Raw genomic sequence first — 20,189 nt, 5'->3', positions numbered from 1 at the left:
ACTAGTGGGACAGAACAAAAGAATACTTAACCAGTTCATAAAATCCTTGACAAGCTACAAATTTAGGAGTAAACTATTAACCAGTTAAGTAATAGAGAGGAGTTCCTGCAATTTAGAAATGAATTGCAACTAGAAATATCAAAAAGAAAGAGAGTTTCGATGAAAGTTAATAAGAAATACCTAGCTGGTTCTGCGGCAGCTTTGATTTTAAGTGTTTGTTCTTACCAGTTGGGACTTTATCAAGCCAGAACGGTTAAGGAAAATAATCGTGTTTCCTATATAGATGGAAAACAAGCAACGCAAAAAACGGAGAATCTAACTCCTGATGAGGTTAGCAAGCGTGAAGGAATCAATGCGGAGCAAATCGTCATCAAGATAACAGACCAAGGCTATGTCACTTCACATGGCGACCACTATCATTATTACAATGGTAAGGTTCCTTATGACGCGATTTTCAGTGAAGAATTGCTCATGAAAGATCCAAACTATAAGCTAAAAGATGAGGATATTGTCAATGAGGTCAAGGGTGGTTATGTTATCAAGGTAGATGGAAAATACTATGTTTACCTTAAGGATGCTACCCATGCGGAAAACGTCCGTACAAAAGAAGAAATCAATCGACAAAAACAAGAGCATAGTCAACATCGTGAAGGTGGGACTTCAAGAAACGATGGTGCTTTATCCTTGGCACGTTCGCAAGGACGCTATACCACAGATGATGGTTATATCTTTAATGCATCTGATATCATTGAGGATACTGGGGATGCTTATATCGTTCCTCATGGCGATCATTACCATTATATTCCAAAAAATGAGTTATCAGCTAGCGAATTGGCTGCAGCAGAAGCCTTCCTAACTGGTAGAAGTGGCCAATCAAAAACGCCTACTTATCGCCGTACCAATAACAACAGTGCTAGCAGCGATGTAGATAGATGGACCCCACCATATAATAACCAAGGCAACAACTATACCAATACGAACACAACCAACAGCAACACTAACAGTCAAGCAAGTCAAAGTGATGAGGATATTGATGGCCTTCTGAAACAACTTTATGCCTTGCCACTCAGCCAACGACACGTAGAATCTGATGGCCTTGTCTTCGACCCAGCACAGATTACAAGTCGAACAGCTAGAGGAGTTGCTGTGCCTCATGGGAACCATTACCATTTCATTCCTTATTCACAGATGTCTGAATTGGAAGAACGAATCGCTCGCATCATCCCACTTCGCTATTGTTCGAACCATAGGGTGCCGGATTCAAGACCAGAACAACCAAGTCCACAACCGACTCCGGAACCTAGTCCAAGCCCGCAACCTTCACCAACTCCTCAACCAGCTCCAAGCAATCCAATTGATGAGAAATTAGTCAAACAGGCGATTCGAAAAGTAGCTGATGGCTATGTATTTGAGGAGAATGGAACCTCGCGTTATATTCCTGCCAAGGAGCTTTCAGCAGAAACTGCTGCAGCCATTGATAGTAAACTAACCAAGCAAGAAAGTTTAGCTCATAAGCTAGAAGCTAAGAAAACCAACCTCCCATCTGGTGATCAAGAATTTTACAATAAGGCTTATGATTTACTAGCAAGAGTTCATCAAGACTTACTTGATAATAAAGGGCGCCAAGCTGATTTTGACACTTTGGATAAACTGTTGGAACGTCTCAATGATGCCTCAAGTGATAAAGTCAAGTTGGTGGATGATATTCTGGCCTTCCTAGCACCGATTCGTCATCCAGAACGTTTAGGAAAACCAAATGCGCAAATTGCCTACACTGTTGATGAGATTCAGGTAGCCAAGTTGGCAGGCAAGTATACAACAGAAGATGGCTATATCTTTGATCCTCGTGATATCACCAGTGATGAGGGGGATGCCTATGTAACTCCACATATGACCCATAGCCATTGGATTAAAAAAGATAGTTTGTCTGAAGCCGAAAGAGCGGCAGCCCAGGCTTATGCTAAAGAGAAAGGTTTGACTCCTCCTTCAACAGACCATCAGGATCCAGGAAATACGGAGGCTAAAGGAGCAGAAGCTATCTACAACCGCGTGAAAGCAGCTAAGAAGGTGCCGCTTGATCGTATGCCTTACAATCTCCAACATACCGTGGAAGTTAAAAACGGTAGTTTAATCATTCCTCATTATGATCATTACCATAACATCAAATTTGAGTGGTTTGACGAAGGTCTTTATGAGGTTCCTAAGGGCTATACTTTAGAGGATCTCTTTGCGACTGTGAAGTACTATGTCGAACATCCAAACGAACGTCCGCATTCAGATAGTGGTTGGGGAAATGCAAGTGACCATGTTCAAAGAAACCAAAATGGTCAAGCTGATAACAATCAAACGGAAAAACCATCAGAGGAGAAACCTCAAAGTGAGAAACCAGAATCTCCAAAACCAACTGAGGAGCCGGAAGAAGAATCACCAGAGGAACCAGAAGAACCTCAGGTCAAGACTGAAAAGGTTGAAGCGAAGTTGAGAGAGGCTGAAGAGCTACTTGCAAAGATCCAAGACCCCATTATCAAGTCCAATGCCAAAGAAACTCTCACTGGCTTAAAAAATAATCTGCTATTTGGTGCTCAGGATAACAATACCATTATGGCAGAAGCTGAAAAGCTGTTGGCCTTGTTAAAGGAGAGCAACTAACGCTAACACAATTTTCTAACTCCTAAAAACGGGATAGGAGAGCTAGAAAAGTTAAAATCGAAAAATGAGAGCAGAATGTGAGTTCTAGTTCTCATTTTTTCATGGAAATGTGCAAAATAACTTGACATACAGTGTAAATAAAGATAAACTATTTACTAGTTAATTAAATGGTTAAATACTAGTTAAGGAGTAATGATGAAAAAAAGAACGATCCTATTATTGATGGCCAGTCTGCTGGCTCTTGTCTTAGGTGCATGTGGTCAAAAAGAAAAACAAGAAGCAAAAGGGATGAAGATTGTCACAAGTTTTTACCCTATCTACGCCATGGTCAAAGAGGTATCAGGTGACTTGAATGATGTTCGGATGATTCAGTCAAGTAGTGGAATTCACTCATTTGAACCGTCAGCGAATGACATTGCTGCCATCTATGATGCAGATGTCTTTGTCTACCACTCGCATACACTGGAGTCTTGGGCGGGAAGTCTGGATCCTAACTTGAAAAAATCAAAAGTTAAAGTCTTAGAAGCGTCTGAAGGGATGACCTTGGACCGTGTACCAGGTTTGGAAGATGTAGAAGCTGGTGACGGTATTGATGAAAAAACACTTTACGATCCGCACACTTGGTTAGATCCTGAAAAAGCAGGTGAAGAAGCGCAGATTATTGCGGATAAACTTTCGGAGCTTGATAGTGCCAATAAGGAAACTTATCAAAAGAATGCCAAAAACTTTATCGCTAAAGCTCAAGAATTAAGCAAGAAATACCAGCCTATTTTTGAAAAGGCCAGTCAAAAGACTTTTGTTACGCAACACACAGCCTTTTCTTACTTGGCTAAACGTTTTGGATTGAAACAACTTGGGATTGCTGGTATCTCTCCTGAACAAGAGCCGAGTCCAAGACAGTTGACTGAAATCCAAGAATTTGTAAAAACCTATAAGGTCAAAACTATCTTTACTGAGAGCAATGCTTCTTCTAAAGTAGCTGAAACCTTGGTCAAATCAACAGAGGTTAGTCTGAAAACACTGAATCCTTTGGAAGCAGACCCCGAAAATGATAAAACTTACTTAGAAAATCTAGAAGAAAATATAAATGTTCTTGCAGAAGAATTAAAATGAGGAGATTATGAAAATTAAGAAAAAGTATCTTGCGGCGGGATCGGCTTTAGTCCTTTCCCTAAGTCTTTGCATCTATGCACTGAACCAACACCAGGTAGAAGACAAAAAAGATACAAATCGTGTATCTTATGTTGATGGTAAACAAGACTCTCAAAAAACAGAGACTCAGACACCAGATCAAGTTAGCAAAAAAGAAGATATTCAGGCAGAACAAATTGTCGTGAAAATTACCGATCAAGGTTATGTGACTTCACACGGTGATCATTTCCATTATTACAATGGGAAAGTTCCTTTTGATGCGATTTTCAGTGAAGAACTTTTGATGAAAGATGCCAATTATCAACTTAAAGACACTGATATTGTCAACGAAATCAAGGGTGGCTATATTATCAAGGTGGATGGTAAGTATTATGTTTACCTTAAGGATGTGGCACATGCAGATAACGTTCGTACGAAGGACGAAATTGAACGCCAAAAACAAGGTCATACACACGATGCGCCAACTTCTAACAATGCAGTGACACTTGCACGATCACAAGGGCGCTATACTACTGATGATGGCTATATTTTTAATCCGTCTGATATTATAGAGGATACTGGTGATGCTTATATCGTTCCTCACGGTGGACATTACCACTACATTCCAAAGAGTTCCTTGTCTGCTAGCGAATTGGCAGCTGCTCAAGCCTACCTCTCTGGAACTAGAAAACAAGCAAGTGTGACTGACTATCGTCCGAGTCCAAACACAACTAGTCAAACTAGCAATCTGAGTCAAGAAGCTGAAACACCAAGCAAACCAGAAGAGAGCCTTCAGAGTCTATTGCAGCAACTCTATGCTCTTCCAAGTAATCAACGTTATGCTGAATCAGATGGCTTGATTTTTGATCCTGCTAAGATTTCAAGTAGAACGCCGAGTGGCGTGGCGATTCCTCACGGAAATCACTATCATTTCATCCCATATACAAAGCTTTCTGCATTGGAAGAAAAGATTGCGCGTATGATTCCTTTATCTAGCGACAATGGGAAGCCAACACCTTTAGAAAATCCAAGCAAACCAGCAGAGCATCCAGCTCAGCCAAATCATTCTCATGACCAAGACGGTGACCATGTAAGCCAGGATACCAACCATGAAGATCATGACCATGATGGAGAGGAGCATGGCCATCACCACGGTGAAGAACATGATCATAGTTTTGCAGCTGACCGTGTTATTAGTGAAGATGAGCAAGGGTTTGTAGTTTCTCATGGAGATCACGCTCATTATTTCTTTAAGAAGGACTTGACTGCAGCCCAAATCAAAGCTGCCCAAAATCACTTGAAAGAAAATCATCAGCCTCAGCACGTTCAACCACTTGCAAAGACTGTGGAAAGTTTCTCAAGAGATGCTAGCGATGAAGAAAAAATCAAGTATATCTCACAGACCTACGGGGTTCCGCTCGAAGCGATTCGTATTTCAAATGGATTCTTTGTCTTTGGAAATCCGGATCAAGCCTATGATCCAACCCATATCCATCCCTATGCCGTTCGAAAAGAACATGTTCGTATTCCTCTCCAAACTGGAAATCCAGAACTGGATTTCCTAAATGAACTGTATACGACTGCACTACGTGATGGGGTGTCTCCTTATAGTTTGCAAGTAGAAAATGGTAGTTTTGTGATTCCTCACGGAGACCACAATCACTACATCAAGGTTCAAACTAAGGGCTATGAAGTAGCTTTGAAAAATAAGATTCCGGCCCTACAATCGACCTATCAACCTGGAGCATTTGATGAACAAACAGTTCTATCTAAAGTGGATCAACTGTTAGCAGATAGCAGAAGTCTCTACAAAGACCAGCCAATCATGCAGAGACGTGTTGAACTTGCTTTGGGGCAATTCACCGAAAATATGAAAAAACTGGCAACAAACTCAACTGCTGGATATCTAGCAGCCTTGGATCTCTTTGATAAACAATACATCCATGTGGATCAAAGTGTGGCACCAGTTGAAACTTCACCTTTAGATAAGAAGTACCAAGCCCTAGTAGATAAAATAAATACATTGGATACAGATACTTATGGCTTGCCTAAGAAAGATCTTTTGGTACATTTGCAGGAAGCAAAACTAGCACAGGATGAGACAGAGTTGGCCGCGATTGAAGCGAAACTGCAGGCCTTGCAAGATTTCCGAGATCGAACAGGGGTTACAACAGTAGAGTACATCAAGTATTTCTATGAACATGTATCTGATGGTCGTTTGAGAGAAGAACTTCGGAACCGTGTTGCCAAGTTGACATGGGAACTTTACCAGTCACAATCTTTCCTCAAAGCAACCGACTTGAACAAGCTATTCCCAACTATTTACCAAACTAAGCTAGAAGTAGAAGAAGCTCTCAAAGAAGAACCCGTTTCTACAAAAGCTGGTAAGACTATTCTAGATACGGAAAAAGTAGATAGTCAAACTGCTAAGACTGCCATCTATGAATTCTTAAAAGAACTCTACGGTGATTTTATGCCAGAAGAGCGGGTTAGCCATGTTAAGAAGGAAGAAGTGGATGCTCTTTTAACAAAAGCTGCTCAACTCCTAGCGCGTGTCAAAGAAGACGGGGTCAAACAATCCCTAGCTGAAGAAGCAGCTAATATCAAAGCGGCTACTGAAAAGGAAAATGCAGACCTTGACGAAGCTAAAACACAACTTGAGGATCTTTTAAATCGTATTGCAGCGACTATCCAACGAGAGAAAAAAGAAGCGGAACAAGATCCACAAACGGTGATCATCTACCAAAAACTCTATAATGTCTTGCTCTCTCTTCACAAGTACTTAGAGGATAACAAAGGAACCGATGCAGACTTTGAACGTGTTGATGCCCTATTTGATCAACTTGCAGCCAAAAGCAGTGATAAAGAAGGTCTCCTCACTCTAGCTAAAGAAATCATTAGCTTGAACCAAGAACTTCGTTCAAAAGCAAGTGAAACTGGCAGCCTATCTAAGTCTGAGAAAGACAGTGAAACAGCTACTTCTAAACCAACAGAAAAGCAAGCGCAAAGTGAGTCTGAGACAAGTGCTCAACCAAATGAATAAAAAGAAAGGCGAAGTAGCTGAGCTACCTCGTCTTTTTTAGTCTTTATAAGATACAATGCCAATGATGGTATCCACCGCACGCTCCATAGTCTGAAGACTGACGTATTCAAAACGTCCATGCATGTTTTCACCACCAGCAAAGATATTTGGAGTTGGGATACCCATAAAGGAAATCTTAGACCCATCTGTTCCACCACGGATTGGTTCGATAATTGGCGTGATACCTAAATCCTCCATAACAGCCTTAGCAATGGTAACAGGCGTCATGTCTTTCTCAATGACTTCCTTCATATTGTAGTACTGGTCTGTCAGAGTCAAGCTAACGCGATCATTCCCAAGCTCTTGATTCATCTTGTCAGCAATGTCCTGCATGGCTTTCTTACGAGCTTCAAAGGCATCTTTTTCAAAGTCGCGAATGATATAGCTTGCACGCGCCTCCTCAACGCTACCTGACACATCCATAAGATGATAGAAACCTTGATAACCGTCTGTCAATTCAGGTCGGTCATTCTCTGGAAGTTGATTATGAAAATCAATCGCTAGCTGAAGGGCATTGACCATCTGACCTTTAGCAGTACCAGGATGAACATTGCGCCCTTGGAAATGGAGTTCAGCAGCTGCTGCTGAGAAAGTCTCGTACTGAAGTTCTCCTAGCGGACCACCATCAACAGTATAGGCAAAGTCCACATCAAAATCAGCTGCGTCAAATTTATTGGCACCGACACCGATTTCTTCATCTGGTCCAAAACCAACACGAATTTCACAATGCTTGATTTCAGGATGAGCAGTCAAGTATTCGATAGCGGTCATAATCTCAGCAATACCTGATTTGTCATCAGCGCCCAGCAAGGTCGTGCCATCTGTTGTGATAAGCGTTTGACCTAGATATTTTTCAAGACTCTTGAAGTCAGCAGGATCTAGTTTAAAACCAGAAGTACCTAAGTCGATGACTCCACCATCATAGTTTTCGATAACTTGCGGATTCACTCCATCTGCATTAAAATCAGCAGTATCCATGTGAGATATAAAGCCAATCTTACGGGTCAAACTTGGATCATTGGCAGGCAGTGTTCCGATAGCAAAACCATTTGGTAAGTAGTAGACGTTTTGTAGACCAACACGTTTCATTTCAGGAATAAGAACGTTGGTCGCAAAATCTACCTGACTTTGCGTACTTGGAGTAGTAGTAGAGTGTTCATCAGAGCGCGTGTTGACCTTAACGTAGGTTAAGAAACGGTCCAAGAGATTTGGATAAGTCATAAAAACTCCTTTTGAATTTATTTTTTCCATTGTATCATAGAAAGAAGAGAAAAACAAAAGATTGTGAATGTCGCTATGTTAGCGTTTACTTATTAGTGAATTCATGATAAAATAAACTTGATAAAAATATCACAAGGAAGTAGTTATGAAAAAAGCAATTTTAATGATGACTTTTGGTTCGCCAGAAGAGATTACCTTTGAAGGTGTGGCTGATTTTTTCACAAATATTCGTCGTGGAGTGAGACCTCAAGACCACGAGATTCAAACTCTCTATGATAATTATATACGAATTGGTGGCACTCCTCTGCAAAAAATTACCCGTGAAGAGGTTGCCTTGGTAGAAGCTAGGCTGGGGAATGAGTATAGTGTTTATTTTGCTAATAAGTTTTCTAGACCCTTTATCCCAGATGTGATTGGTCAGATGGAAGCAGACGGAATTGAGCAGTGTATTTGTTTGATTTTGGAGCCCCATTATTCTTTTTACTCTGTTATGGGCTATGAGAAATTTTTAGAAAGCAAGCAAATTCAATTTTTAGTTATTAAGGACTGGTATCAAGAAGAAGCGCTCTTAAACTATTGGGCAGATGAAATTGCTAAGATTTTAAAAGAAGAAGTGAAGCAAGATAGCTTTAAAGTCATCTTTTCAGCCCATAGTGTTCCAATTTTTGCTTTGGATTTTGGTGACCCATATATCGACCAAATTTTTGAAAATAGCAAGTTAGTTGCTGCAAAACTGAGTTTGAGTTCCGAGCAATATACCAACACTTGGCAGAGTGAGAGTGATATCGGGATTCCATGGATTAAGCCAGATGTATTAGAATATCTCAGAGAACAGTCAGAACATCCAGATCATTATATTTTTGTACCTATTAGTTTTATCAGTGAGCACATTGAAGTCTTGTTTGATAATGATGTGGAATGTTATGAGTTATGTCAGGAATTGGGGGTGCATTACCATCGTTCACCAATGCCAAATACGGATTCTCGTTTGATTGATGCCTTGGTTAATACAGTTAGAGCTAATGAACATCAAGAATTTAAGGAATTTCTCCCAGAAGAAGAAACTTTTGATGAGTTAACGCCTTCAGCAACTACCAAGGACATCATGAAAGAGACAGACGACCTTCAGATGCCTGAATTTGTGAAAAAATTGATTGAGAAAAAAGGTCGGGAGAATGTCAAGATGCCATATCTTATCAAAAAAATGCTTGAGAAAGCAGGCAAGTTACCAAAAGAGTAAAGAAAAAAGGATTTAGCTTTGTGCTAGATCCTTTTAATCGATTATTTTTTCTCAAGAAGAGCTTTGATTTCTTGAAGGACTTCAAGTTCAGTTGGTTTTTTCTCTTCTTCTTTTTCCTCTTCTTTCTTAGTAAGACTTTGAGCTTTTTCCATACCTTTAATAACGAAGAAAAGAACAGTACCAACTACAAGGAAGTTGATAACAGCACTCAAGAAGTTACCGTACGCAACACCATTCCATGAAAGTTCAGCAATACGTTCGATTTTTGCTGCTTTCAAAGCAGGATTCAATAGAAGTGGAGTGATGATATCGTTAACGAATGAAGTAATGATAGCACCAAAAGCAGAGGCAATGATCACACCGACAGCGAGGTCAACAACATTACCACGAAGCAAAAATGCTTTAAGATCCTTTAACATTTTCATAAATTCCTTTCAAAAATTCTTATTGATTATATCCCAAATAGTGAAATAATGCAACTCTGATGCTCTACTAACCCATTATTTTGTTTTAAAAATATAGACTTTACTAAAAATATAGTTAAGAATGATAATTAAAACCTGCGCAATTATCGTTTCGATGGCATTAACCTGATCTAGTTGATCGTTGACAAATTGCCCGATAATATCAGGATAAGATGTAACGAAGATATAAGTTAAAAGAACGTCAAGACCAAGTGTAGACAGACGTGCTAAGAAAAATTTAGCCAGACGGATTGCCCAATTCTTTCTCTCTTGTTTAAAAACGATGGTATCATTTGTAACAAAAGCAAAGAGGATACCGATAATATTTGCCAGTGCAGTTGCTAGGATTTCCTGATGACTGATATGGTAGATAGCTAAACGTGATAGGATAGACACTAAAGTAGTAGCACCACCGAAAAATAAGTAGGAGAGAATCTCGTTATCAAAGAAAGCTTTTATTTGATTTTTCATAATTTTAGTATAGCATAAAGTCATATATTGTGCTATACTAGTAAGGTTGATTCAATCAACCCTTGGTGCTTAGCTTCTTTCACCAAGCATATTTCACGCGGGAAACCGCCAAAGGAGAAAACATGAAAAATTTAACTGTTCGTGACATGGCAGATATTGCTATCGTTGCTGCTATCTATGTGGTTTTGACCATTACCCCACCGCTAAATGCTATTAGCTACGGTGCTTACCAGTTCCGTATCTCTGAGATGATGAATTTTCTAGCCTTTTACAATCCTAAATATATCATTGGTGTGACGATTGGTTGTATGATTGCTAATTTCTTTAGTTTTGGTATGATTGATGTCTTTGTTGGAGGGGGATCTACCCTAGTCTTTTTAAGTTTAGGTGTCTGGCTCTTTAGTAAGTACAAGAAGGACTTTTTGTTCAATGGTTTGATTCGAAAAGATCATTTCTTCTTTTCAATCCTATTCTCTATTTCAATGATTACCATTGCAGCAGAACTTCATATCGTTGCTGAAGCTCCATTCTTCTTCACTTGGTTTTCTACAGGGATTGGAGAGTTTGCATCCCTTATCGTTGGTGCAATCCTAATCGGAAAACTGGGACAGCGAATCGACCTTACAAAATAAGAAGTTTATAAGCTAGATTCTTGCTAAATCTAGCTTTTTTCATTCTAGAAAATTAAAAGAGAGCGCTTGACAAGAGCATGGAACTATAGTATACTTTTTAGGTAAGCTGATTTAGCTCAGTTGGCAGAGCGCATCCATGGTAAGGATGAGGTCGCCGGTTCAATCCCGGCAATTAGCATGATAGATACGAAATAACCTTGGGAAGCCAAGGTTTTTCTTATACAATAAGGAGAACGAGCCCAAAAGAGTTTTGTCTGTTGACAAAAGTGACTCTATCTAGTAGAATAGTAGTTGCGATGAGTCGATAGGTAGTCTTCGGACTACTATTGAGCATAAGGAGGTCATAACGCAGGAGCGGACCTTGATGAGTTGTGTGAACCTGCTCATCACATGAAGATGCCTCTTAGTCCCTGGTCAATGACTAGGGATTTTTAGTTTTCAGAAAATAGAACCCAAAAATGCTTTTCAATTTTTAGAAAAAGTAGTATAATACTTCTATTATAGAAATTTTTAGAAAATTCCGAAAGAGGTTATTTATGGGATATACAGTTGCTGTAGTCGGCGCGACAGGTGCTGTCGGAGCTCAGATGATAAAAATGTTGGAAGAATCAACACTTCCAATCGATAAAATTCGTTACCTTGCTTCTGCACGTTCAGCTGGTAAGACTTTGAAATTTAAAGACCAAGATATTACGATTGAAGAAACGACTGAAACTGCTTTTGAAGGTGTTGATATTGCTCTCTTCTCAGCGGGCGGTTCGACATCAGCTAAGTATGCACCATATGCAGTTCAAGCTGGAGCGGTAGTGGTTGATAACACATCTTATTTCCGTCAAAATCCAGATGTTCCTTTGGTTGTTCCAGAAGTCAATGCTCACGCACTTGATGCCCACAACGGGATTATTGCCTGTCCTAACTGTTCAACAATCCAAATGATGGTGGCTCTTGAACCTGTCCGTCAAAGATGGGGCTTGGACCGTATCATCGTTTCAACTTACCAAGCAGTCTCTGGTGCTGGTATGGGAGCGATTCTTGAAACACAACGTGAACTTCGTGAAGTCTTGAATGACGGTGTGAATCCACGTGATTTGCATGCGGAAATCTTGCCTTCAGGCGGTGACAAGAAACACTATCCTATCGCCTTTAACGCTCTTCCACAAATCGATGTCTTCACTGACAATGATTACACATACGAAGAGATGAAGATGACCAAGGAAACCAAGAAGATCATGGAAGATGATAGCATCGCAGTTTCTGCAACATGTGTGCGTATTCCAGTCTTGTCAGCTCACTCTGAGTCTGTTTACATCGAAACAAAAGAGGTGGCCCCTATTGAGGAAGTGAAAGCAGCTATTGCAGCCTTCCCAGGTGCAGTTCTGGAGGATGATGTGGCTAACCAAGTCTACCCACAAGCCATCAACGCTGTTGGCTCACGTGATACCTTTGTTGGACGTATCCGTAAGGACTTGGATGCTGAAAAAGGAATTCATATGTGGGTTGTTTCAGATAACCTCCTCAAAGGTGCTGCTTGGAACTCTGTACAGATTGCAGAAACGCTTCACGAACGCGGATTGGTTCGTCCAACAGCTGAGTTGAAATTTGAATTGAAATAATGGTTTAGGAGTTCGAATGAACTCCTTCTTTGAAATAGAGAGGTGTTTCACATGTCTTACCAAGATTTAAAAGAGTGTAAAATCATCACGGCCTTCATTACCCCTTTCCATGAGGATGGTTCCATCAACTTTGATGCTATCCCAGCCTTGATTGAGCATTTATTGGCCCATCATACAGATGGCATTCTTCTTGCAGGGACGACTGCTGAGAGTCCGACCTTGACTCACGATGAAGAGTTGGAGCTCTTTGCGGCTGTACAAAAGGTTGTCGATGGACGAGTTCCTTTGATTGCGGGTGTGGGTACCAATGATACGCGAGACTCTATCGAGTTTGTCAAAGAAGTCGCAGACTTTGGTGGTTTCGCTGCTGGTCTTGCTATCGTACCATACTACAATAAACCTTCTCAGGAAGGGATGTATCAGCACTTTAAGGCGATTGCGGATGCCTCAGATTTACCTATTATTATCTATAACATTCCGGGGCGTGTGGTTGTCGAATTGACTCCAGAAACCATGCTTCGCTTGGCTGATCATCCAAACATCATCGGTGTCAAGGAATGTACTAGCCTGGCTAATATGGCTTACTTGATTGAGCACAAGCCAGAAGAGTTTTTGATTTATACAGGTGAAGATGGCGATGCCTTCCATGCTATGAATCTCGGTGCAGATGGGGTTATTTCGGTTGCTTCTCATACAAATGGAGATGAAATGCACGAAATGTTCACTGCAATTGCAGAAAGCGATATGAAGAAGGCTGCAGCTATTCAGCGTAAATTCATTCCTAAGGTCAACGCCCTCTTCTCTTATCCAAGTCCTGCTCCAGTTAAGGCAGTTTTGAACTACATGGGATTTGAAGCTGGACCAACTCGTCTACCTCTAGTTCCAGCACCAGAAGAAGATGCCAAACGCATTATCAAGGTTGTCGTAGATGGCGACTATGAAGCGACTAAGGCAACCGTAACAGGAGTCTTAAGACCAGATTACTAATAAAGACAATAAAATCCATGACCGAACGATCATGGATTATTCTTATTTTCCTAAACAGAATTGGCTAAAGAGTTGGGTAATGAGTTCATCTGGAGCAGCATCTCCAGTGATTTCTCCGAGAATTTCCCAAGTACGGGTCAAGTCAACTTGAAGCAAATCAACTGGCATCCCTAGTTCAAGACCTTCATTAACTGCTTGTAGGCTTTCAACGGCCTTTTCAATCAAGGAAATATGACGGGCATTTGACAGGTAAGTAGCATCTTGCTCGACCAAGCCTGCATTTTCAAAGAAGAGGTTGTTAATGCGTTCTTCAATCTTATCAATGTTTTGATTTTTAAGAACTGAGATACGAATGACATCTTCTGGAAGTTCGGAAGTTTCAATCGCTTCAGGCAGGTCAGTTTTATTGAGTAGAATAATGCGATTAGTATCCTGACTGATTTCTAGGAGTTGGCGGTCTTGGGCGGTTAGTGGTTCACTGGCATTTAGAACCAGTAGAACCAAGTCAGCTTCCTTGAGGGCTTTTTTCGAACGCTCAACACCGATTTGCTCCACGATATCATCTGTTTCACGAATTCCAGCTGTATCAATCAATTTGAGAGGAACACCATTGATATTGACGTATTCTTCGATGACATCACGTGTCGTACCAGCGATGTCAGTTACGATGGCCTTGTCCTCACGCAAGAGGTTGTTGAGAAGGCTGGATTTTCCAACGTTGGGGCGGCCGATGATGGCAGTTGAAATTCCTTCACGGAGGATTTTACCACGTCGAGCTGTTCTAAGGAGGTTGGTCAAGAGTTGTTCAAATTCCTTAGTTTTCTCACGGACAACGGCAGTAGTGGCTTCCTCAACATCGTCATACTCAGGATAGTCAATATTGACCTCGACTTGCGCAAGTGTATTGAGGATTTCTTGCCGAGTATTGTTAATGAGATCAGAAAGAGAACCGTCCAATTGTTTGACGGCGATATTCATAGCCTTGTCAGTCTTGGCACGGATGATGTCCATCACCGCCTCAGCCTGTGTCAAGTCCACACGACCGTTTATAAAGGCACGCTTGGTAAATTCACCAGGTTCTGCCAATCGAGCTCCTTCACGGATAGCTAGCTGGAGAATCTCATTGGTCACCGCAATCCCACCGTGGGTGTTAATCTCGATAATGTCCTCGCGAGTGAAGGTCTTTGGAGACTTCATAGCTCCGACCATAACCTCGTCCATGATCTTACCAGTTTGAGGGTCAACGATGTGACCATAGTTAAGAGTATGGCTAGCAACCTTGCTTAAGTCTTTTCCTTTAAAAATCTTTTGCGCAATAGCAAAACTATCAGTTCCGCTCAAGCGGACAATACCAATGGCCCCTTCACCTAGTGGAGTAGAGATAGCAGCGATGGTATCAAATTCACGTGTAATCATACTAATTCCTTTTGTATTTCTTTTATAGGATATGGTATCCAAGCATCTCTTCAAATTGTAACAAAATTAGGCTATTTCTTCAATGGAAGCTACTTGGAGATTGAAAAAGCCTAAGCAATTCTGCTTAAGCTGGATTATTTGGTGCGCATTTCACCTTGAGGAAAGTAGGTTCCTTCAGGCATGTCATTGATGATGACATGGACGGCAGATTGAGGGGCTCCAGTGTTGCGGACAACAGCTTCCGTTACTTCCTTAGCAAGAGCTTTCTTTTGCTCGAGCGTGCGTCCTTCAAATAAATCGATGCGTACAAATGGCATAATAGCTTCCTCCACTAGTTTTTGATTTCTTCTATTTTACCACATTTTGCCGTTTAAAGCTTCAGAAAATTATGATATACTAGAATGTAGCAAAAATTTAGAAATGGACGTGAAATAGAAGCATGGCACAGTTGTATTATCGTTATGGGACCATGAACTCAGGTAAAACGATTGAGATTCTTAAGGTAGCCTATAACTATGAGGAGCAAGGAAAGGGAGTTGTGATTATGACTTCGGCTCTGGATACGCGTGACGGTGTTGGCTATGTATCTAGTCGGATTGGCATGAAGCGACCAGCTCTTGCGATTGAAGATGATTCAGACATCTTCGGTTTGATTCGGGATTTAGAGGTCAAACCCTACTGTGTCTTAGTCGATGAGGCTCAATTTCTCAAGCGTCACCATGTTTACGACCTAGCTCGTGTTGTTGATGAGTTAGACATACCTGTCATGGCTTTTGGTTTGAAAAATGACTTTCGGAATGAATTGTTCGAAGGTTCCAAATATCTCTTGCTTTTAGCAGACAAGATTGACGAAATCAAGACCATTTGTCAATATTGCAAGAAAAAGGCGACCATGGTATTACGAACTCAGGATGGACTGCCCGTTTATGATGGTGAGCAGATCCAAATCGGTGGAAATGAAACCTATATCTCGGTTTGCCGTAAACATTATTTTGCGCCTGAAATCAATAAGGAGAATGAAGAAAAATGAACATCTATGATCAACTACAAGCTGTAGAAGACCGATATGAAGAACTAGGAGAATTGCTGAGTGACCCTGATGTAGTATCAGACACGAAACGTTTCATGGAGCTTTCAAAAGAAGAGGCTTCTACTCGTGACACGGTAACAGCCTACCGTGAATACAAACAGGTCCTTCAGAATATCATTGATGCTGAGGAAATGATTAAAGAGTCTGGCGGAGATGCGGACTTGGAAGAAATGGCCAAGCAAGAACTCAAAGATGCCAAGTCTGAAAAAGAAGAGTATGAAGAAAAACTGAAAATTTTGCTCCTTCCAAAAGATCCAAACGATGATAAGAACATCATCCTTGAAATCCGTGGGGCAGCTGGTGGAGACGAAGCGGCACTTTTCGCCGGAGACCTTCTAACTATGTACCAAAAGTATGCGGAAGCCCAAGGCTGGCGCTTTGAAGTCATGGAAGCTTCTATGAACGGTGTCGGTGGTTTCAAAGAAGTAGTTGCTATGGTTTCTGGTCAGTCTGTATACTCTAAACTCAAATATGAGTCTGGTGCCCACCGTGTGCAACGTGTCCCTGTGACAGAAAGTCAAGGCCGTGTTCATACCTCAACTGCCACAGTTCTTGTCATGCCTGAAGTAGAGGAAGTAGAATACGATATTGATCCAAAAGACCTTCGTGTTGACATCTACCACGCATCTGGTGCTGGTGGACAGAACGTCAACAAGGTTGCAACTGCCGTTCGTATCGTTCACTTGCCAACCAATATCAAGGTTGAGATGCAGGAAGAACGTACCCAGCAGAAGAATCGTGAGAAGGCCATGAAAATCATCCGTGCGCGTGTTGCTGACCATTTTGCTCAGATTGCTCAAGATGAACAAGACGCTGAGCGTAAGTCGACTATTGGTACTGGTGACCGTTCAGAACGCATCCGTACTTATAATTTCCCACAAAACCGTGTTACAGACCACCGTATTGGCTTGACTCTTCAAAAACTAGATACGATTTTATCTGGTAAATTGGATGAAGTTGTAGATGCCTTAGTGCTCTATGACCAAACACAAAAATTAGAAGAATTAAACAAATAATGAAATTAGCTCAATTATTTTCAGATTTTGAAGAAGAGTTGATAAGACAAGGAGAGGAAGCAGAAAGCCTCTCTTTTGTCTATCGTAGCGTAAAAAATCTCTCTTTTACAGACTTTGTCTTTGCCCTTCAGCAAGAGGTAACAGAGAAAGAAAGACAATTTGTAAAAGAAATTTTCCAGCAGTTAGCAGCTCACAAACCAGCTCAGTATATCATTGGTCATGCTGAATTTTTTGGAATGCAGTTAAAAGTAGATGAGCGGGTTTTGATTCCTCGTCCAGAGACAGAGGAGTTAGTGGAACTTATCTTGGCAGAAAATCCTAAAGAAAATCTCAGGGTCTTGGATATCGGCACGGGAAGTGGTGCCATCGCCCTTGCTTTAGCAAAGAATCGTCCAGACTGGTCAGTGACAGCAGTTGATATTTCACAGGATGCACTAGATTTGGCAACTGAAAACGCTAAAGTTCAGAATTTCCAGATATTTTTTAAAAAATCGGATTGTTTTGCAGAAATTTCTGAAAAATATGATATAATTGTATCCAATCCACCCTATATCGCTCGCGAGGATGAGTTAGAAGTCGGTTTGAATGTTTTGCATTCAGAACCTCATCTAGCTCTCTTTGCAGATGAGGATGGCCTAGCTATTTACCGCAGAATTGTGGAAGATGCAAAAGACTATCTCAAAGATGGTGGTAAGATTTACCTTGAAATTGGATACAAGCAAGGTCAAAGTGTTCCTGCGCTTTTTAGGAAACATCTTCCTGAAAAACGAGTACGGACACTCAAGGACCAATTTGGTCAAGATAGGATGGTTGTAGCTGATGATGGACAGGATTAGACAAGAGTTGGAAAAGGGAGGAGCTGTTGTTCTGCCTACAGAGACAGTTTACGGCCTCTTTGCTAAGGCCTTAGACGAAAAAGCAGTCGACCATGTTTACCAGCTCAAACGTCGTCCTAGAGACAAGGCGCTTAATCTCAATGTTGCCTCTCTAGAGGACATCTTGTACTTTTCTAAGAATCAGCCAGCTTATCTACAAAAACTTGTAGAGACCTTTTTACCGGGTCCCTTGACCATTATCCTAGAAGCAAACGACAGAGTTCCATATTGGGTCAATTCTGGTCTTGTAACTGTTGGGTTTCGGATGCCGAATCACCCCATTACACTTGATTTGATTCGAGAGACAGGTCCCTTGATTGGACCGTCTGCTAATATCTCAGGTCAGGCAAGTGGAGTAACCTTTCAGCAAATCCTTGAAGATTTTGATCAAGAGGTTCTGGGTCTGGAAGACGATGCTTTTCTAACTGGACAGGATTCGACCATTTTGGATCTGTCTGGAGACAAGGTGAAAATCTTACGCCAAGGAGCCATTAAGCGAGATGATATTCTTGCACAGTTGCCAGAGATTTCTTTTGAGGAGAAATGAGATGCTAAGAGATTTGCAAGAAACAGATGTGAAAGCTATATGTGAGATCAACCAAGAGGCTTTGGAGTATTCTTTTAGTCCAGACGAGACGGCTAGTCAATTAGCTAGACTATCTCAGGATTCACATCATTTCCTACTTGGCTATGAGGATGCAGCAAGTCATGTCCTACTTGGATATGTCCACGCTGAGGTTTATGAATCCCTCTATTCCAAAGCAGGATTTAACATCTTAGGCTTAGCGGTTTCACCTCAAGCACAAGGGCAAGGTATCGGTAAAAGCTTACTGCAAGGGTTGGATCAAGAAGCAAAAAGACGGGGTTATGGGTTTATCCGCTTAAACTCTGCTGATCATCGTCTGGGTGCTCATGCATTTTATGAAAAAGTTGGTTATACTTGTGATAAAGTGCAGAAACGGTTTATTCGCATCTTTTAGTTTATTTTCTTTCTTGTAAAAACAAACTAAAGGACCAGTCACACTATAAAGGAGAAGACCTATGATTTTTGACAAAGATGATTTTAAAGCATACGATGCTGATCTCTGGAATGCTATTGCCAAAGAAGAAGAACGCCAACAAAACAACATTGAGTTGATTGCTTCGGAAAACGTTGTTTCCAAGGCTGTAATGGCTGCTCAAGGGTCTATCTTGACCAACAAATATGCCGAGGGTTACCCAGGACGCCGTTACTATGGTGGAACTGATGTAGTAGACGTAGTAGAGACTCTAGCTATTGAACGCGCGAAAGAAATTTTCGGTGCTAAATTTGCCAATGTCCAACCTCACTCAGGAAGCCAAGCCAACTGTGCGGCTTACATGGCCTTGATTGAGCCAGGTGATACGGTTATGGGGATGGATTTGGCAGCAGGTGGCCACTTGACCCATGGAGCTTCTGTCAGCTTCTCTGGTCAAACATACAACTTTGTTTCTTATAGTGTGGATCCTGAAACGGAACTTTTGGACTTTGACGCTATCTTGAAACAAGCCCAAGAAGTAAAACCAAAACTAATCGTAGCAGGTGCTTCAGCCTATTCTCAAATTATTGACTTCTCAAAATTCCGTGAAATCGCAGATGCTGTTGGTGCTAAGCTCATGGTAGATATGGCCCATATCGCTGGTTTGGTGGCAGCTGGTCTTCACCCGAGCCCAGTGCCATATGCTCATATCACCACAACAACGACCCACAAAACCCTTCGTGGACCACGTGGTGGTTTGATTTTGACCAATGATGAGGAACTTGCTAAGAAGATCAATTCAGCTATTTTCCCAGGTATTCAGGGTGGTCCTTTGGAACATGTTGTCGCTGCTAAAGCTGTTTCCTTCAAAGAAGTCTTGGACCCAGCCTTCAAGGAATATGCTGCTAATGTCATCAAAAACAGCAAGGCTATGGTTGAAGTCTTCTTGCAAGACCCTGATTTCCGTATCATTTCTGGAGGGACTGAAAATCACCTCTTCCTTGTTGATGTTACTAAGGTTGTAGAAAACGGAAAAGTTGCTCAAAACTTGCTGGATGAAGTTAATATTACCCTAAATAAAAACTCAATTCCATACGAAACCTTGTCACCATTCAAGACAAGTGGGATTCGTATCGGATCTGCAGCCATCACTGCACGTGGATTTGGTGAAGAAGAAAGTCGCAAAGTGGCTGAACTCATCATTAAAACCCTTAAGAATGCAGAAAATGAGGATGTTTTAGAAGAAGTGAGAAGTGAAGTCAAAGCATTGACAGATGCCTTCCCGCTATACGAGGGCTAATACT

Annotated in this window: 18 protein-coding genes, 1 tRNA gene and 1 riboswitch; of the genes, 14 read left to right on the top strand and 5 right to left on the bottom strand. The window is 41.2% G+C overall.

The window, feature by feature from the left end; genetic code table 11:
• The first annotated feature begins 159 nt into the window (after positions 1-159).
• The 3 genes from HMPREF9965_RS08275 to HMPREF9965_RS08265 all read left to right on the top strand — a co-directional run bounded on the left by HMPREF9965_RS08275 (position 160) and on the right by HMPREF9965_RS08265 (position 6,823).
• Positions 160-2,649 (top strand): pneumococcal-type histidine triad protein, encoded by a 2,490-nt coding sequence (locus HMPREF9965_RS08275; RefSeq protein WP_000867581.1) that lies wholly within the window; start codon positions 160-162, stop codon positions 2,647-2,649.
• 195 nt (positions 2,650-2,844) lie between these two features.
• On the top strand, positions 2,845-3,762 hold the full coding sequence (locus tag HMPREF9965_RS08270; protein ID WP_000747433.1) for a metal ABC transporter solute-binding protein, Zn/Mn family: 918 nt from the start codon (positions 2,845-2,847) through the stop codon (positions 3,760-3,762).
• A gap of 7 nt (positions 3,763-3,769) precedes the next feature.
• Complete coding sequence (locus tag HMPREF9965_RS08265) at positions 3,770-6,823, top strand: pneumococcal-type histidine triad protein (protein ID WP_000694273.1); 3,054 nt, start codon at positions 3,770-3,772, stop codon at positions 6,821-6,823.
• A 36-nt stretch (positions 6,824-6,859) separates the two neighbouring features.
• On the opposite strand, the gene pepT is transcribed toward HMPREF9965_RS08265, so the two are convergent.
• Entirely contained in the window at positions 6,860-8,083 is a 1,224-nt protein-coding gene (gene pepT, locus HMPREF9965_RS08260) for a peptidase T (RefSeq protein WP_000222025.1), read from the bottom strand.
• A gap of 145 nt (positions 8,084-8,228) precedes the next feature.
• On the opposite strand from pepT, the gene hemH reads away from it, so the two are divergent.
• Positions 8,229-9,323, top strand: a complete 1,095-nt coding sequence (gene hemH / locus HMPREF9965_RS08255) for a ferrochelatase (protein WP_000709228.1) — start codon at positions 8,229-8,231, stop codon at positions 9,321-9,323.
• A gap of 41 nt (positions 9,324-9,364) precedes the next feature.
• Here hemH and mscL read toward each other — a convergent pair whose 3' ends face one another.
• Together mscL and HMPREF9965_RS08245 are read right to left on the bottom strand one after the other, a co-directional pair.
• A complete protein-coding gene (gene mscL / locus HMPREF9965_RS08250) occupies positions 9,365-9,742 on the bottom strand; it encodes a large conductance mechanosensitive channel protein MscL (protein ID WP_000910198.1) in 378 nt (125 codons plus the stop codon).
• A gap of 81 nt (positions 9,743-9,823) precedes the next feature.
• Positions 9,824-10,258 carry a GtrA family protein gene (locus tag HMPREF9965_RS08245; RefSeq protein WP_004243663.1) on the bottom strand — a complete coding sequence of 145 codons (435 nt, stop codon included), beginning with the start codon at positions 10,256-10,258 and terminating at the stop codon, positions 9,824-9,826.
• Positions 10,259-10,286: 28 nt separating this feature from the next.
• A riboswitch (PreQ1 riboswitch) is annotated at positions 10,287-10,383 on the top strand.
• Here HMPREF9965_RS08245 and HMPREF9965_RS08240 point away from each other — a divergent pair.
• From HMPREF9965_RS08240 to dapA, 4 genes are all read left to right on the top strand, one after another.
• Positions 10,381-10,890: a QueT transporter family protein gene (locus HMPREF9965_RS08240; protein ID WP_000793850.1), complete on the top strand. Its 510-nt coding sequence runs from the start codon at positions 10,381-10,383 to the stop codon at positions 10,888-10,890. It overlaps the preceding riboswitch by 3 nt.
• Positions 10,891-10,995: 105 nt before the next feature.
• A tRNA-Thr gene (locus tag HMPREF9965_RS08235) sits at positions 10,996-11,068 on the top strand.
• Between the two features lie 358 nt (positions 11,069-11,426).
• A complete protein-coding gene (locus tag HMPREF9965_RS08230) occupies positions 11,427-12,503 on the top strand; it encodes an aspartate-semialdehyde dehydrogenase (RefSeq protein ID WP_000542495.1) in 1,077 nt (358 codons plus the stop codon).
• A gap of 51 nt (positions 12,504-12,554) precedes the next feature.
• Entirely contained in the window at positions 12,555-13,490 is a 936-nt protein-coding gene (dapA, locus tag HMPREF9965_RS08225; RefSeq protein WP_000121613.1) for a 4-hydroxy-tetrahydrodipicolinate synthase, read from the top strand.
• Positions 13,491-13,532: 42 nt separating this feature from the next.
• On the opposite strand, the gene mnmE is transcribed toward dapA, so the two are convergent.
• Together mnmE and HMPREF9965_RS08215 are read right to left on the bottom strand one after the other, a co-directional pair.
• Positions 13,533-14,906: a tRNA uridine-5-carboxymethylaminomethyl(34) synthesis GTPase MnmE gene (gene mnmE / locus HMPREF9965_RS08220; protein ID WP_000632739.1), complete on the bottom strand. Its 1,374-nt coding sequence runs from the start codon at positions 14,904-14,906 to the stop codon at positions 13,533-13,535.
• Positions 14,907-15,040: 134 nt separating this feature from the next.
• Positions 15,041-15,223, bottom strand: coding sequence for a 4-oxalocrotonate tautomerase (locus HMPREF9965_RS08215; protein WP_001117401.1), 183 nt, complete (start codon positions 15,221-15,223; stop codon positions 15,041-15,043).
• Between the two features lie 122 nt (positions 15,224-15,345).
• Here HMPREF9965_RS08215 and HMPREF9965_RS08210 point away from each other — a divergent pair, with 122 nt between their 5' ends.
• The 6 genes from HMPREF9965_RS08210 to glyA all read left to right on the top strand — a co-directional run bounded on the left by HMPREF9965_RS08210 (position 15,346) and on the right by glyA (position 20,185).
• Positions 15,346-15,936 (top strand): thymidine kinase, encoded by a 591-nt coding sequence (locus HMPREF9965_RS08210; RefSeq protein WP_000068135.1) that lies wholly within the window; start codon positions 15,346-15,348, stop codon positions 15,934-15,936.
• A complete protein-coding gene (gene prfA / locus HMPREF9965_RS08205) occupies positions 15,933-17,012 on the top strand; it encodes a peptide chain release factor 1 (RefSeq protein WP_001028811.1) in 1,080 nt (359 codons plus the stop codon). Before HMPREF9965_RS08210 ends, prfA begins: the two co-directional genes overlap by 4 nt.
• A complete protein-coding gene (gene prmC / locus HMPREF9965_RS08200; protein ID WP_000761883.1) occupies positions 17,012-17,848 on the top strand; it encodes a peptide chain release factor N(5)-glutamine methyltransferase in 837 nt (278 codons plus the stop codon). Before prfA ends, prmC begins: the two co-directional genes overlap by 1 nt.
• Complete coding sequence (locus HMPREF9965_RS08195; protein WP_025170848.1) at positions 17,835-18,434, top strand: L-threonylcarbamoyladenylate synthase; 600 nt, start codon at positions 17,835-17,837, stop codon at positions 18,432-18,434. Before prmC ends, HMPREF9965_RS08195 begins: the two co-directional genes overlap by 14 nt.
• Before the next feature lies 1 nt (position 18,435).
• Positions 18,436-18,867, top strand: a complete 432-nt coding sequence (locus HMPREF9965_RS08190) for a GNAT family N-acetyltransferase (RefSeq protein WP_000942942.1) — start codon at positions 18,436-18,438, stop codon at positions 18,865-18,867.
• 61 nt (positions 18,868-18,928) lie between these two features.
• Positions 18,929-20,185, top strand: a complete 1,257-nt coding sequence (glyA, locus tag HMPREF9965_RS08185; RefSeq protein WP_000575511.1) for a serine hydroxymethyltransferase — start codon at positions 18,929-18,931, stop codon at positions 20,183-20,185.
• Positions 20,186-20,189: the final 4 nt, after the last annotated feature.

Origin of the sequence: Streptococcus mitis bv. 2 str. SK95 (assembly GCF_000222705.1) — a bacterium.
GTDB classification, from domain to species: domain Bacteria; phylum Bacillota; class Bacilli; order Lactobacillales; family Streptococcaceae; genus Streptococcus; species Streptococcus mitis_AY.
This window is presented reverse-complemented; position numbering and strand designations above follow the sequence as displayed.

What these genes read in the sequence shown, in the direction of transcription:
- prmC (WP_000761883.1), top strand. Translation starts at nt 17,012, where the DNA reads ATGAAATTAGCTCAATTATTTTCAGATTTTGAAGAAGAGTTGATAAGA.
- HMPREF9965_RS08215 (WP_001117401.1), bottom strand. Translation starts at nt 15,223, where the DNA reads ATGCCATTTGTACGCATCGATTTATTTGAAGGACGCACGCTCGAGCAA.
- HMPREF9965_RS08270 (WP_000747433.1), top strand. Translation starts at nt 2,845, where the DNA reads ATGAAAAAAAGAACGATCCTATTATTGATGGCCAGTCTGCTGGCTCTT.
- dapA (WP_000121613.1), top strand. Translation starts at nt 12,555, where the DNA reads ATGTCTTACCAAGATTTAAAAGAGTGTAAAATCATCACGGCCTTCATT.
- HMPREF9965_RS08195 (WP_025170848.1), top strand. Translation starts at nt 17,835, where the DNA reads ATGGACAGGATTAGACAAGAGTTGGAAAAGGGAGGAGCTGTTGTTCTG.
- HMPREF9965_RS08275 (WP_000867581.1), top strand. Translation starts at nt 160, where the DNA reads ATGAAAGTTAATAAGAAATACCTAGCTGGTTCTGCGGCAGCTTTGATT.
- prfA (WP_001028811.1), top strand. Translation starts at nt 15,933, where the DNA reads ATGAACATCTATGATCAACTACAAGCTGTAGAAGACCGATATGAAGAA.
- mnmE (WP_000632739.1), bottom strand. Translation starts at nt 14,906, where the DNA reads ATGATTACACGTGAATTTGATACCATCGCTGCTATCTCTACTCCACTA.
- HMPREF9965_RS08245 (WP_004243663.1), bottom strand. Translation starts at nt 10,258, where the DNA reads ATGAAAAATCAAATAAAAGCTTTCTTTGATAACGAGATTCTCTCCTAC.
- HMPREF9965_RS08230 (WP_000542495.1), top strand. Translation starts at nt 11,427, where the DNA reads ATGGGATATACAGTTGCTGTAGTCGGCGCGACAGGTGCTGTCGGAGCT.
- HMPREF9965_RS08190 (WP_000942942.1), top strand. Translation starts at nt 18,436, where the DNA reads ATGCTAAGAGATTTGCAAGAAACAGATGTGAAAGCTATATGTGAGATC.
- mscL (WP_000910198.1), bottom strand. Translation starts at nt 9,742, where the DNA reads ATGTTAAAGGATCTTAAAGCATTTTTGCTTCGTGGTAATGTTGTTGAC.
- HMPREF9965_RS08240 (WP_000793850.1), top strand. Translation starts at nt 10,381, where the DNA reads ATGAAAAATTTAACTGTTCGTGACATGGCAGATATTGCTATCGTTGCT.
- pepT (WP_000222025.1), bottom strand. Translation starts at nt 8,083, where the DNA reads ATGACTTATCCAAATCTCTTGGACCGTTTCTTAACCTACGTTAAGGTC.
- HMPREF9965_RS08265 (WP_000694273.1), top strand. Translation starts at nt 3,770, where the DNA reads ATGAAAATTAAGAAAAAGTATCTTGCGGCGGGATCGGCTTTAGTCCTT.
- glyA (WP_000575511.1), top strand. Translation starts at nt 18,929, where the DNA reads ATGATTTTTGACAAAGATGATTTTAAAGCATACGATGCTGATCTCTGG.
- HMPREF9965_RS08210 (WP_000068135.1), top strand. Translation starts at nt 15,346, where the DNA reads ATGGCACAGTTGTATTATCGTTATGGGACCATGAACTCAGGTAAAACG.
- hemH (WP_000709228.1), top strand. Translation starts at nt 8,229, where the DNA reads ATGAAAAAAGCAATTTTAATGATGACTTTTGGTTCGCCAGAAGAGATT.